A 13,645-nucleotide genomic window follows, 5' to 3' on the forward strand; every position below is an offset into this window, starting at 1 on the left:
GAGTCGTTCGCTGGAATCCTTGCCACGCGCGCGCAGCCAGGAATTCCCGGGGGACAGGCGGCAATCCGGGGGGCATTGGCCGCGCTCGACACTCCCGGGACCTGGAGGCGCCGAGCAGCTGTCCTGTGACCCACTTCACAAATTGGATGCCATTTCTGACAGCCAGTTCGATCCGATTGATTTGCAAGGAGTTGGCAGGAAAAACCTGTGTACCCGCCGCACAGACTGCTGGTCGTGATGAACCGAAACGGGGGAAATGGGCAGTTCAAGCGCGCCAGATTCCGAACGGGTGCAGCGCCGGGGGGAAAAAAGAAACAGCCCCCGCATGCGGGGGCTTGAGGTCATAGCGCGTACGGGACTCGAACCCGTGTTACCGGCGTGAGAGGCCAGCGTCCTAGGCCACTAGACGAACGCGCCAGAAGGAGGGCCAAGATACCCTGTCATTCCCCAATAAGCAAGCTGACCCCTGATGTAGCGTCCTGCTGGGCTGGATGATGCCGATGAATTTTTGTGTTGTCGGTACACTTTCCGTGGAATCGGGGCGCCATGCAATGGGCGGCCGGGGCCTGCCACGCTTTCCACCTTTTCTTTCCGAGAAAGAAAAGAGTGGAGCCAAAAGAAATCCTGTTCTCTCACTCCGCCGGACGGGCCTGCGCTGCGCGCGCCCGCCGTCGCATGCTCACCTCCGGGCGTCAGGCAGGCTGGTACCCCACATTGCCCCCGGGCACACTGGGATTCTTCCGTGTGCGACACTTCCCCAGGCCGGTCATCCCTGCGGAAGCGGGGATCTCGACATGTTGCACGGGGTTCCCACCGCTTTGCTTCCCCGAACGCTTTCCTTTCGCGACGTAGCTTCCAGCCGGGCCCAATGAAGCTTTCGTCTCGTGCTTGCTGCACACTTTCTGCGGAATCCGGGGCGGGCGGGTCGCGCCGCGCATTCCACCTTTTCTTTCCGAGAAAGAAAAGAGTGGAGCCAAAAGAAATCTTGTTCTCTCACTCCGCCGGACGGGCCTGCGCTGCGCGCGCCCGCCGTCGCATGCTCACCTCTGGGCGGCAGGCAGGCTGGTACCCCACGTTGCCCCCGGGCACACTGGGATTCTTCCGTGTGCGACGCTTCACCGGGCCGGTCATCTTTGCGGAAGCGGGGATCTTGACATGTTGCACGGGGGTCACCGCCACATCGCTTCCCCCACGCTGGCGCGGCACACCGGGATTCCTGCAAAGGAAATCCGGGTTGAGGGCCGTCGTGGTGACGGGGCCTCAACCCGGAGAGTTGGTGCGTGGTGTGTGGACCTGGGTCTAGTTCAGCAGGCGCAGGTCCTGGAACATGAAGAAGTCGAAGAGCAGTTCGGGGCGGCTGCTGCCCAGTTGCAGCAGTTGCTCATCCTGGGCGGTCTGGCGGGCCTCGGCGCTCATCTCGCTCATTTTTTCATCCAGGGACAGCGTGGCCATGCCACCGGCCAATTCGAAGATCTGGCTCAGGCTGAAGCGGGGGTAGATTTCCTCGACGTCCACCGGACCTTTGAGTTCGGCGCGGCGGATGGCCTCGTCGATGCCTTCCTTCAGTCCGCCCACCGAATCGGCCAGGCCCAGCTCGATGGCAGTGGGTCCGGACCAGACACGGCCTTCGGCGATGGCATGCACCGCGTCCCACTCCATCTCGCGGCCTTCGGCCACCTTGTCCACGAAATCGTCGTAGAAGCTGCGGATCAGTCCGCGGATTTCGCGGTCCTGCTGGTCGCTCAGCGGGCGTCCCGCCACCGGCAGGGTGGGCAGACGCATGCTGACATTGCCGGCTTCCAGGTTCAGCCCGAAGGGCATCACGGCTCCCCCAAGGGGAGCCTGGCCGGCCCAGACACCGTCCTGCCTGAAACCGGACGCTGCCATCAGGCCCTTGTCGAAGAAGGCACCCGCGGCCACGCCGATGCTGCCGGTGATCGTGACGGGGGTGGTGATGATCTGGTCACCGGACATGGAGAAATAGTACCCCCCGCTGGCGGCCAGGAAGCCCTGGACAACCACCAGAGGCTTGTCTTCCTGCAGGCGCTGCATCTCGTGCCAGACCAGATCGGAGGCATAGCCACTGCCACCCGGTGAATCCACGTAGAGCACCACGGCCTTGATGCGGTCATTCTTGCGGCAGGCCTTGAGCTGCTGGATCACGGTTTCGGAACCGATCACGAAGGGGCCGATGCTGGTGCCTTCGCGGATGGGGCCCGAGGCGTAGATCACCGCCACCTGGCGATCGTCCATCCACTGGGTGCGAGCCATCGGGGTGATGAAACTGCGGATCGGGCGCAGGGATTCCTTGCCACCGCTCTCGCCCTTGTCCTTGCCAAAGCCCAGACTGAAACTGATGCCGGACTTGCCGTCTTCATCGTCCTTCTTGTCGGAATCACGATGGCAGACCCAGTCCTCGACCTTGTCGTCGTAGAGCAGCGTGTCCACGATGCCCATCTCCACCAGCTGGTCGGCATCGTGGAAATAGTGATCCAGCAACTGGCCCAGTTCCTCGTCGCCCAGACCGAATCCGGACTTGATCTCGGCCACGAAATGGTCGTGGACTTCGGTCAGGGCCCGCCCCACGTTCTCGCGCACTTCGGGGGACATCGCCGAGTTGCTGAACTCCTCGCCGGCACCTTTCCAGGCACCCACGTTCCAGCGGGTGAATTCGACTCCCGCCTTGGCCAGAGCGTCCTTGAAGTACAGCCGCTCGCTGCCGAAGGGATTGATTTCGGCCTCGCCGATGGGCAACAGGGCCACACGATCGGCCAGCGAGGCCAGATACAGCGACCCCAGGCTCAGGCTGTGGCTGTAGAAGACCACTTCGCGCCCCTGGTCCTTGAATTCCTTCAGGGCACGATGGACTTCCCAGAGAATCACGGGATCGGCCTGGAAGCCGGGGCGCATTTCCACCAGCACACCCTTGACCGTGGGATCCTTGCCGATGGCTTCCATCTGCTCCAGGAAATCGGGCAGGCGGAACTTGACACCGGAAATCAGCCAGGTGTATTCACTGGCCATGCCTTCCAGCTTGAGATGGGCATAACTGCGCCGCGGGGGAGTCATCACGCGCATGTTGTGGAACATGCTGCTGTTCAGGCGCACGTGACTGCGATTGGCGCTGAGATTGCTGCCGCCAGCCGGATTCTCCTGCTCGGCTCCCACATACCCCAGACCCAGGCCACCCATGTGCAGGTCGACTCCCAGGGCCATGTCGTCCCGGTTGACATTCTTGCGGAAGGAGAGGTCCACCACATTGAAGGGCGACCACTGGGCACCGTACCAGACACGGTCGCCGTGGAATTCCAGGTTGCGGTCCCACGCCGCGTCACAGAACAGGCTGAAGGTCTGGATGCCCGTGACCGCCGGTGCCGGGCGCATGGAGAAGCCGCCCTCGCCCCAGTAGCGATTGCGGTGGAAGTTCTGGTTGGCCAGGTCGTTGCCCAGCAGGAAGTGATGTACCGTGCCCAGCGAGAATTGCGGCATCTGAAGGCCGAAGGGGGCGTAGCGGCCAAGAGAACTGAAGAGGAACTCGTCGGGGCCATCACCGCCGACGGCATTGCCCTTGTTCCAGGCGTAGGCCAGGCCGATCATGTTGTCACGCTCGCCCATGCCCAGGCCCAGGCGGAAGCGATTGATGTAGCGATCGCCGGGCTGGTCGGTGTGGCGCACGCCAAAGCCGAGGCTGCCCAGCTTGCTGTAGAAGGACCAGTCGCCGTGTCGGCTGTTGTCGGTATCCTCGAGTGAACCGAAGTACTCGAATTCGCTGGTTTCCTCGTCGTACCACGCGGACGCCGCATTGCTGTAGGCACCGGACGCACCCTCCGCGCCGGAAAGGCTGCCCACCAGGTCGCTGTCCAGAGTGGGCAAAGCCTGTGCTGTTGCCAGAACAGGCAAGACAGCGATCAGGAGAACGGATCGTACCATTGTCATTCACTTTCCAGTTGATGAAGGCGGACGAAGCGGAGAGCGGTGGAACGGCTGCCCACCGGACACGTGACGGCTTCGACGGAATCGGGGGGAATCGGTTTCACTCCGGGGCACCACCGAGGGGCCGGTCAAGGGCTGTCAAGTTAGGATGTGCCCGCTGGGCGGGCAAGGTGGGGCCGCGGGAGCCACCCTGGAATCATGGGCACGAAAAAAGCCCACCTGACGGTGGGCCTTGAGCGTTCCTGTGAGAATCGCTGCGAAATCAGATGATGATGATGCCGACGATCATCACGACAAGGAACAGCGGCGAGGCGACGGCCATATCAAGACGACTGCGCTTGGCCATGTTCAGGAACTTCTTCAGTTGACTCATTCGAGACCCCCATTTTCCGCTTCTTCTTTCCGCAGTTTCCCCCTTGCGGATCGGAAGCAGTCCCAGTGACTCGTCACCGGTGCACAAGACAGAGCAAGATGGATGCCACTTTCCACGCCCGGGCCATCTTCTTGTTTATCCATCACTTGCCTTCAGGTCTCAAAATTCTGTTCCGCCGCAAGTGTCCAGATTCTTCCAAAGCTGTGCAGGAACCGTCAGGGGAGGCGGGGCATCTGACGATTCCCGTCAGATCCGGCTTTTCGCTTATCCACTGCAGCCGTGCGGACTATGTCTCGCAGCGCCCCAATTGATGCACCGACGAGCACCGGCTGGGAGTTTCAGTCCTTGCGTCTGCCCCGGAACCACAGCACTCCCCAGGCACCCAGCATGGCCAGCAGGGTCAGACCGCTGATGCCCGCACCCAACCGGAAATCCGTGGGAGCAAAGCGCAGCACGATCCGGTGGTCCCCTGCTGCGGGCAACAGGATGGCACGGGTCGCGAAGTTCGAGTTGAGAATCGCGGCATCCTGTCCGTTCACTGACGCCGTCCACCCGTTGGGATAGAAGATTTCGCTGATCTGCAACACTCCCGGACCATCACAAGTGACCTCAATGGTCATTTCCTCATCCTGATAGTCCGTCACACGAGCCGACCCGGTCGCATTGCTGGTGAATCCGGGACTCTCCAGCAGCACCACTTCGGAGCGTGCATCGAAATCCGGAGCCAGGATCCTCTCCAGAGCATCCTTGGGACTGGCCACCGTGGTGATGCGCCCGGGCAGACTGACCCGTTCGGCAGCCGACTCACGGGAGAGCAGCAGCTGGTCCTGTTGCTTGCCCACGACCACCTGGCCTTCCAGCATCTCCCGTGCGATGGTGTACTTCACATTCAGCACATCAAGCACGTGCGGATGGATCTCGCGATCCATGCCATAACCCTGTGCGGCACCGGCATCCAGAAACTGGTCCGTGATGTTGAGGCGCGCGCCCTGGTATCCCAGGACGGACTGAAGATTCCAGGCGATCAGCTGATTGTATGGATACACGCCCTTGGGCCAGACCCTGAACAGATCCTGACTGGCAAGCCCCTGGAGGTGCTGGATCATCGGGTCAGGCCGCAGTTCCTGCAGAATGGATTGACGTGGCGAAAAATGCAGCGCCTTGCCGTATTCGGGTTTCGCATCGGCCACTCCAAGTACGAGCAACAGGACCGCAAGTCCTCCCTCCTTGACGCTGCCCCGGCTGTACATCACAAGCACACCACCCAGCAGCAGGAGCACCACGGCCTCCTTCCAGAGGCTTCCGGCCAGCACCTTGCCGCGCTGGGCCCGGATGGAATTCTTGACCTGATTGAACTCCGCCGGGCTCAGTGTCTGTCCCCTGCCGGCGAAATAGGCCTCGATCTGCATCCGGTCACGCATGCCGAAGCGGGAATCGCCATCGGCCACGGCACCGTCACCCGGTGAGACGACCATGCCCCAGATGGCCAGCAGCACGGCCCCCGCAGCACACACGAGACCCGCGCGGAATGTGCGCCCCGGGTTCGCTGGTGTTCCTTGAGCGGGCACCAGCATGCGCCATCCTTCGGCGGCCGCCAGCAACAGCAGAATCTGGCTCACGGCAATGGCCCACATGTGCGCCCTGAACTTCGCGTAGAAGGGAAACAAGTCCACGAAGACCGAGAACAGCGGGCCCCCGTTGCGTCCGATGCCCATCAGGAACAGGAAACCGGCCGCCAGCAGCAGCGGATAGATCCTGCGTCGTCCGGGCGAAAACAGTCCCAGAGCCAGCAGGACCAGTGGCACGAGGCCCATGGTCAGAGGGAAGGCCGTGTACTCCAGACCTCCCCAGTAGTCTCCGCCACCATATCCCTTGGCCGCGGGAATCGCCCAGGTCAGCAGGTCTTCCGGTGGATAGGAGTAGGCCGCCGCGTACCCGCCATCCGTCACGGTTTCCGACGCGGAAGAACGAATGGACTGGTCGCTGTAGTTGAGAACCGGCAGGAACAGTATGGAGGCCAGCAGCACAGCACTGACCACAGCAGCCAGAAGAAAGGCCAGGCGTGACACAATGAGTTTCCAGGCCCCGGGGCCATGGTCCAGAATTGCACGCACCAGGAAGTAGATCCCGGCCCCCAGAAGGAAGTAGTACGCCACCTGGACATGCTTGGACAGCAGCAGCAGGCCCAGTGAGAATCCGGCCGGCAACACCCGGATCCAGCCGGGATTCCGGTAGACACGGGCCAGCAGGAACAAGGACAGCGGCATCTGGCACAGCGTCCAGAGCTTGACCGTATGTCCGGCGCCCGCAAGTCCCACCAGTGTGGTCATGGACATCGCCAAACCCGCCAGAAGCAGGGCTCCTGCAGCCGAAAGTCCTTCGTGACGCAGAAACAGCCAGACTCCCAGCCCGAGAACCATCAGGTACACGATGTGAGGCAGCACGGGATCGGCGTATCCATTGAACAGCAGTTTCTGACCAAAGACCAGCAATGAGACTTCCACCGGATTGACCGGGGCGGTCACGAGAGCGGCAAAGGCCGGCATGCCGCCGAAGAGACCGGGTATCCACTGCCCAAGACTGCCTTGCGCCAGGTGATCCAGGCCCCACTGCATGAATGGAATGGACTTGATCGTGTCCGAGGCGGACAGTGTTTCGCCCGTGAAGAAGGGCAGGAAGGGCAGCACGGCCAGCAGCACCAGCACCGCAATCATGAGTACCCGGTTCCGGGTCCTGGAAGTGTCTTCCGGAGTCATTCCTGATCCTTTGTTCAAGTAGGGAGTGCAAGCTGCAGCCGGCCCGGGAAACCCGGGCATGGCGATCTGTCCGCACCTGGCTGACTGATTGGTGGCCCCAAAGGTAATGAAGCGCAACCCGGATGGGCACAGGAGTGGTCCGATGATGCACGTCAGCCGGTCGCATGCCCGGGCAAGGATCTTCACAACGGATTCCCTGAAAGGTCAGCGTCTGGTTTCTATCTTCAGTGGCCCCATTGGAGTGATTCCGGGGCCAAGTATTGCCCCGGGCGCGGGAATCGGGTGAATCAGGAGTGGGAATGATTTCGAATCGCATGCGCATTGAAGCCGGTCTGTGGAAAATGCGCCGTCTGGCAATGCCGACACGCCGGATCACCGTGGAGCTGGGGAGCTTGCGTGTCGGCCAGCAGGCTGGCCTGCCCATGGAGGCCTGGGCCCGGCTCAGCGGGGATGACTCACTTGTGTCGCGCTCCATGCAGGACTCTCCGCATCTGGCCCTGTTGCGACAGGCGCGCGACACGGGACACAGCGACCCGCGGGGCAGCGAGTATCTGGCACATGCGCTGCGAGTGCTGGAACGTGTGGGACACTACCACGACGCGCGCAGTGAACAGGAGGTCGTGGAGCTGGCCAGACGATTCGCGCAGTCCACGCCGGACACCGGAACTTCTCTCATCGAATCCGTGCGCGTGGCTCGTCTGATTGGTTGCAAGGACCTGTACGAGATCATCGATGGACACCACCGCGTCGCCATGGCACTGGCCGCAGGTGAAACCCGCGGCGAGGTGCTGCTTCAGGGCGCCGTGCCTTCCTGGTGGGTGCGGAAACTGCACCGGGTGAACATGACCCGTCGCAGCGAACTGTACCAGCCGATCGAGCTGCCCGAAGTGAAAGGTTGGCCCGTGGTTCGCGTGTGCCACGACCGGTTGAAGATGATCACCGAGTTCCTTGACGCACGCGGGCTGCACCCCCACACAGCCATCGATCTGGGCAGCAGCTACGGATACTTCTCTGCTGGATTGAAGAACTGGGGCATTCCCGATGTCAAGGCCGTGGATCGTGATCCCAACGCCCTGGATGTGGGACGCCTGTGTTATGGGCTGGAACCGTCCCAATTGCTGGTCTCGCGCGCCGAGGACTATCTGGCCGACGACTCCACGCCTTCAGCCGAGGTCGTGCTCTTTCTCAGCCTCCTGCATCACTACGCCATCGGCAAGGAACCGGGCGAAGTGGAACAGATCATCGCCGGCCTGGCCCGCAAGACCAGAACCGTGCTTTTCCTGGATACGGGAGAGGAACACGAAGCATGGTTCCGTCACAAGCTGAAAGGGTGGTCTCCCGAATACGTCTCGAAACTGGTACTGCGCGCTGGAGGATTCTCGCAGGCGATCAGGCTGGGCATCGATGCCGATGCACCATTCGAAAAGGGCCAGAATTACGGACGCACTTTCTGGGCATTCCTGAAGTAGTACTCCCGGACATCGAAGCCACCGTCCTTGATGCCGATTCCACCTTCTGTCCGCTGCTGGAAAGCGGTTGTCTCCACCAGAAACCGGATTGGCAGAGACATCGAACAGCGAAACACGGCAGTGATGGACATACTGGTGGGGTTGACAATCCTGCTTTGCCATTTGGCGCAGAAATGATAGGCTGCGCCAAATCCAGCAAAGGAGTCCCCCCATGTCCCGATCCCTGTGTCAGATCTCGCTGGTCCTCGCGTCCTTCTGCGGCACCCTGAACGCCGCGATCTTGACGGTCCCCGGGGACCATTCCACCATCCAGCAGGCCTTGAATGCCGCCAACGACCTGGATACGGTCAGGGTGTCCGCAGGCATCTGGCCCGAGAATCTGGTGCTGGCCAACAAGAACCTGGTGCTGGAAAGCGTTTCCGGACCCGAACTGACCATCGTGGATGGCATGGCTGCCGGCAGCGTGCTGCGGATTCACGGTTCCCTGATCACCGAGGCCTGCGTGATCCAGGGCTTCACCTTCACGGGCGGCACGGGCACTGCGCTCAGTGTCAGCGGCATTCCCCGGGGAGGAGTGGGTGGAGGAATCTTCTGTCACGATGGCGCCGATCCGGTGATCCGGGGCAATGTCCTTGTCGAGAATGTCGCCAGCGCACCCCAGGGCCTGGGAGGAGGCATCTTCGTCTGGTCCTGCGCGCCCCGCATCCAGGACAACCGGATTCAGGCCAACAGCAGCCACTACGGCGGTGGTCTGTTTCTGATGAACTCCACCAGCGACGTCGTGGGCAATCTGATCACGGGCAACACGACCCAGCCCAGTGGCAAGGGTGGTGGCATTCGCATCCTGTACGGTGCGCCGCTGATCCAGAACAACACCCTGGTGGGCAACTTCGCCCACTGGATCGGCAGCGCGATCGCCGCCTCGGAACCCGGCTGCCATCCCACCCTGAACGCCAACCTGATCGTGGGCAATCTGAACAGCAATCCGCTGGACTTCGCCTATTCCGCCTGGGTGGAAACATCCTGCAACGAGATGTGGAACAATCAGACCGGCGACATCTGGCCCAGCAGCCAGTACATGCACGACCTGGGGGGCAACATCATCGCCGACCCCCGTTTCTGCCCGGATGCGTACACGCTTTACAGCACCTCACCAGCCCTGCCGGGCCAGCATCCCACGGGCGCGGACTGCGGTCTGATCGGTGCTTTCGGACCCGGTTGCGGCGCTGTGGCCGACGTGGCCGACCTGCCGGGAAACTTCGATCTGCTGGCTCCCGCACCGAACCCCTTCAACCCCAGCACCCGCTGCACGATCGTGATGCGGCAGACCGCCCCCGCGCGTCTGGAGCTCTTCGACCTGCAGGGCCGGCGTGTGATGACCCTGCTGGATGGCCTGCTCTCCCGTGGCGAGCACAGTGTGCAGCTGGAGGGCCAGACTCTGGCCAGCGGAGTCTACCTGCTGGTCCTGAGTGCGGACCAGGAGCGCCGGGTGCAGAAAGTGACACTGCTCAAGTAACGCGCGCAGGCACAAAAACGAAAAGACAGCCCGCTTCGGAAAAGCGGGCTGTCTTGAATGAACGGGTTGCCCGGCGGGCTCAGCTGGCGGGGGTTTCCACCGAGATGGTGCGGCGACCACGAAGTTTGTGGAACAGCACCTTGCCATCGGCGATCGCGTAGATCGTGTCGTCATTGCCACGACGCACGTTCTTGCCGGGATGGAAGTGGGTCCCGCGCTGGCGGACGATGATGTTGCCGCAGATCACGGCCTCGCCACCATACTTCTTCACGCCCAGGAACTGGGGATTGGAGTCGCGTCCGTTGCGGGTGGACGACTGGCCTTTCTTGTGTGCCATCTATGGGTCCTCTTCCTGTGGGTCTAGGCGCTGATCTTGTCGACACTCAGCACGGTGTAGTTCTGGCGGTGGCCCTTCTTGAGCACGAAGCCCTTGCGGCGCTTCTTCTTGAAGCAGATCACCTTGCGGCCCTTGCCGTGCAGCACGATGGTGGCTTCGACGGAGACACCTTCGAGCAGGGGGGTGCCGTAACGGATGTCGGCCCCGTCAACGATCGCCAGAACCTTGTCGAATTGGACCTTGGCACCGGCTTCTCCCTTGAGCAGGGGAACGCGCAGGCGCAACCCTTCGGAAACCTGGGTCTGCATGCCGGCGATCTCTGCGACTGCGTACATCGAATCCTCCACATCCTGAAATTCAAAGACCACGAAGCTATCGAAGAGGGATTGCAAATGCAATAGAGGCATTGGACTATTCGCTGCAGGATACTTCGCCAAGACAAACTTTTGACTGCAATTCCACTACAGGATTCTGTCATGGCAAGTCAGGTTCAAAAATACCTGATTCAGCTTCAATACAAACCAAGGAGAGCCACCATGCGCTTGCCACTGATACTCGCGTGCCTGACCGGAACTGTTCTCACTTCAACGGCCATCGAGATGCTGCAAGTGCCTGCTGGCAGCTTCATGATGGGCGAAGAAGGGCTGACCGAACCCATGCACCTCGTGAGCCTGACACATGATTTCGAAATGAGCCGAACCGAGGTCACAGCGGGTGATTTCCTGCCAGTTCTGCAGTGGGCCTATGACCATGGATATGCGACTGTCTCGGGGGATTGGGTCAGAGGATATGGTCGGGATCTCATGCGTCTGAGTGTGGCACCATACACATTCACGGATATCCACTTCGATGCCCAGACCGAACAATTCTACCTGTCCGCAGGGTACGGAACATATGGCGGCTGGGGCCCGGTCGGAGGCTACAATCCGGAAAATCGTCCCACTCACTACCTGACCTGGTTCGGGGCCGCCGCGGCATGTGATTGGCTGAGCATGATGAACGACCTGCCCGCCTTCTACAACGGCAATTGGAACAGCGACGAATTCCACAACCCATATACCGCATTGGGATACAGATTGGCAACTGAAGCGGAGTGGGAGTATGCCGCCAGTTTCCCGGACGATCGCTCATACCCATGGGGCGATGCCTATCCGACATGCGATCTGGCCAACATCCGACCCGGTTATTACTGCGTCGGGTGGGGAGTGGATGTGGGAAGCTACCCGAATGGCCGAAGTGACATTGGCTTTGACGACATGGCCGGAAACGTCTACGAATGGGTGAATGACTGGTTCAGTCCGAATACAAGTGTCCAAGCCCAGGACCCTCTGGGTGCCCCCACGGGAACCCTGAAACAGATTCGCGGTGGCGGCTGGGCTGCCAGCATTGAGTGGCAGCAGATGAATACGGGCTACCGCCGCTCGCTTGAACCAACGGCAACCGCCGGCTCGCCCTGGTTCGCCGGCGGATTCGGGCTGCGCGTGGTACGAACGCTCTTCCCGCAGACCAGCGACATCCAGGACATTCCGTCCAACTTCCGCTTGCTGGATGCCTATCCCAACCCCTTCAACCCGTCGACCGTGATCCGCTTCGAGCTGGATCAGACCGACATGGTGCGCCTGACTCTGCACGATTCGCGGGGGGCGCTGGTCCGCACCCTTGCCGAAGGCCTGCATCCCTCGGGGCAGTCGGAAATCCGCCTGTACGCGGAAGGGCTGGCCTCGGGATTGTACTTCGTCACCCTGAAGGCAGGCAGCACGGACCGCACTCAAAGCCAGAAGATCCTGCTGCTCAAGTAACACGCACCCAGCATCAAAAAGGGGACGCCCGCAGCCGCGGGCGTCCCCTTCGTGTGTCATGCGGTCATGGATCGGCCTGAGCTATCGGCCAAGGTCCAGTACAAGGTCAAGATGATCCAGTTGACCCTTGAACAAGTTGACTCGCAGACTTTCTTCAAGCAGTTCCACTGAACCATGATCGTCCAGCCTGTTCAACCCAACGGATCGAATGCTGCCCAGATCACTGTCATACAGTATCGCGCCACGACCAAAAGGATCATCGGGAACCTTCGCAAGGATGCCCGGGGTGAGTTGCTCGAGACTTCGTACCGGCACGTCCTGCTGGGCATGATGAACCCTCATCGCCATCAGAATCAGGTTCGCGCGTTCTTCCCATTGGATAAACAATCGCCCATGATGGGTCTTGCCGAACACGGGGACATGCGCATCGACGAAATACTTTCCCAGGCGATTGGGTACCAGATGGAGACTGAACAGTGAAAAACCTTCACGCCCGGAAGGTGCATCATCCAGCCCCGGCAGTGAGTTGCTCAACTGGGCATACGGCGTACTGATCTGGTTCAGGATTCGTTCGTACTTCTGGGCCAGAAGCTTCTTCGTTCTGTTCAATCTGAACAGCCGATGGAAGGTCGCCGTCGAGAAATCGTTGAATGGGCCAAGATCGGAACCATCAGGAAACCTGGCGGTCGCATGGGCCGAATCCACAAGAGTCTTCAGCATCGCGAACTGCGATTTCCAGGCCCGCACTTCACCAAGGGAGGTCAGTGGATGCTGTTCCTTCCAGTCGATGAGTTCCCGCTGCTGGCCGGAGTCAAGCACACCCGCGTCGACGGCGTATCTCAGTGTCTCCTCGCACCGTTTGAGCATGATCAGGCCCATGGCATTGTGCGTGACACTCGAAGACCCTTCTTCGAATCTGCGCACATAGGCGTTCATCCGCAGCAGATCCTGCAGTGCCTCCCCGGAATTGTGTTGGGCAACATCCAGCAGGACCTTCAACTCCAGCAGCCGGTACACTCTGTAATACTGAATCCAGTCAGGTTCCGGCACCGATGCATCAGGAGCTGCTGGAGCCTGAAACCGCAAGCAGGCGTTTCCTGCATCCACAAGTGGAAACACCTTGCGGTTGGCCTCAAGGCAGTGGACAACGAAGGCCTCATCCCAGATCTCGCGAATGGAGATCCTGTAGATGCTGTCATTCTGTGCCATGTCGAACATCATGCTGTCAACGGCCTGCGTGTACCAGGTACAGGCGTTGTCGGCATCCGGAATGACCGCCACTTCAGACAACAGTGCACTGTCATCATATTCCTCGCAGTCACCATAAATCACGAACAGCGCAGAAAGTGCTGCCAGCATCACGAATGCCACCACGACGAGCTTTGTTGATTTCCTGAATGCAGCCATGATCGTCCTCCCAGGTTCTGCAGTCTTCCGGTTGACTTTGGGTGATCCGCACAAA

General features: G+C 60.9%; 8 protein-coding genes and 1 tRNA gene. 3 read left to right on the plus strand and 6 right to left on the minus strand.

The features are described 5' to 3' along the window. Positions 1-344: 344 nt before the first annotated feature. From H6678_01095 to H6678_01105, 3 genes are all read right to left on the minus strand, one after another. A tRNA-Glu gene (locus tag H6678_01095) sits at positions 345-417 on the minus strand. An 882-nt stretch (positions 418-1,299) separates the two neighbouring features. Beyond that, positions 1,300-3,936: a S49 family peptidase gene (locus H6678_01100; GenBank protein ID MCB9472388.1), complete on the minus strand. Its 2,637-nt coding sequence runs from the start codon at positions 3,934-3,936 to the stop codon at positions 1,300-1,302. Between the two features lie 708 nt (positions 3,937-4,644). Then, positions 4,645-7,020 carry a hypothetical protein gene (locus H6678_01105; protein ID MCB9472389.1) on the minus strand — a complete coding sequence of 792 codons (2,376 nt, stop codon included), beginning with the start codon at positions 7,018-7,020 and terminating at the stop codon, positions 4,645-4,647. A gap of 341 nt (positions 7,021-7,361) precedes the next feature. Between H6678_01105 and H6678_01110 the strand changes: the two genes are divergently transcribed. Together H6678_01110 and H6678_01115 are read left to right on the plus strand one after the other, a co-directional pair. Then, entirely contained in the window at positions 7,362-8,531 is a 1,170-nt protein-coding gene (locus H6678_01110; GenBank protein ID MCB9472390.1) for a hypothetical protein, read from the plus strand. 211 nt (positions 8,532-8,742) lie between these two features. Further along, positions 8,743-10,047: a right-handed parallel beta-helix repeat-containing protein gene (locus H6678_01115; GenBank protein ID MCB9472391.1), complete on the plus strand. Its 1,305-nt coding sequence runs from the start codon at positions 8,743-8,745 to the stop codon at positions 10,045-10,047. Positions 10,048-10,126: 79 nt separating this feature from the next. Here the strand turns inward: H6678_01115 and rpmA are convergent, their stop codons facing one another. Together rpmA and rplU are read right to left on the minus strand one after the other, a co-directional pair. Beyond that, entirely contained in the window at positions 10,127-10,384 is a 258-nt protein-coding gene (gene rpmA / locus H6678_01120) for a 50S ribosomal protein L27 (GenBank protein MCB9472392.1), read from the minus strand. A gap of 23 nt (positions 10,385-10,407) precedes the next feature. Then, positions 10,408-10,719, minus strand: coding sequence for a 50S ribosomal protein L21 (rplU, locus tag H6678_01125; GenBank protein MCB9472393.1), 312 nt, complete (start codon positions 10,717-10,719; stop codon positions 10,408-10,410). A 201-nt stretch (positions 10,720-10,920) separates the two neighbouring features. On the opposite strand from rplU, the gene H6678_01130 reads away from it, so the two are divergent. Further along, the gene (locus H6678_01130; protein ID MCB9472394.1) at positions 10,921-12,183 is read left to right on the plus strand and encodes an SUMF1/EgtB/PvdO family nonheme iron enzyme; all 1,263 of its coding nucleotides are present in this window, start codon (positions 10,921-10,923) and stop codon (positions 12,181-12,183) included. Between the two features lie 81 nt (positions 12,184-12,264). Here the strand turns inward: H6678_01130 and H6678_01135 are convergent, their stop codons facing one another. Next, positions 12,265-13,590: a hypothetical protein gene (locus tag H6678_01135; protein MCB9472395.1), complete on the minus strand. Its 1,326-nt coding sequence runs from the start codon at positions 13,588-13,590 to the stop codon at positions 12,265-12,267. Between the last annotated feature and the right edge of the window lie 55 nt (positions 13,591-13,645).

It is taken from the genome of Candidatus Delongbacteria bacterium, from assembly GCA_020634015.1.
Classification (GTDB): Bacteria; CAIWAD01; CAIWAD01; order CAIWAD01; family CAIWAD01; genus JACKCN01.

Bases quoted from the DNA above. Each gene is read 5' to 3' on its own strand.
- H6678_01105 (MCB9472389.1), bottom strand. From the start codon at position 7,020: ATGATTGCGGTGCTGGTGCTGCTGGCCGTGCTGCCCTTCCTGCCCTTC.
- H6678_01100 (MCB9472388.1), bottom strand. From the start codon at position 3,936: ATGACAATGGTACGATCCGTTCTCCTGATCGCTGTCTTGCCTGTTCTG.
- rpmA (MCB9472392.1), bottom strand. From the start codon at position 10,384: ATGGCACACAAGAAAGGCCAGTCGTCCACCCGCAACGGACGCGACTCC.
- H6678_01135 (MCB9472395.1), bottom strand. From the start codon at position 13,590: ATGGCTGCATTCAGGAAATCAACAAAGCTCGTCGTGGTGGCATTCGTG.
- H6678_01110 (MCB9472390.1), top strand. From the start codon at position 7,362: ATGATTTCGAATCGCATGCGCATTGAAGCCGGTCTGTGGAAAATGCGC.
- H6678_01130 (MCB9472394.1), top strand. From the start codon at position 10,921: ATGCGCTTGCCACTGATACTCGCGTGCCTGACCGGAACTGTTCTCACT.
- H6678_01115 (MCB9472391.1), top strand. From the start codon at position 8,743: ATGTCCCGATCCCTGTGTCAGATCTCGCTGGTCCTCGCGTCCTTCTGC.
- rplU (MCB9472393.1), bottom strand. From the start codon at position 10,719: ATGTACGCAGTCGCAGAGATCGCCGGCATGCAGACCCAGGTTTCCGAA.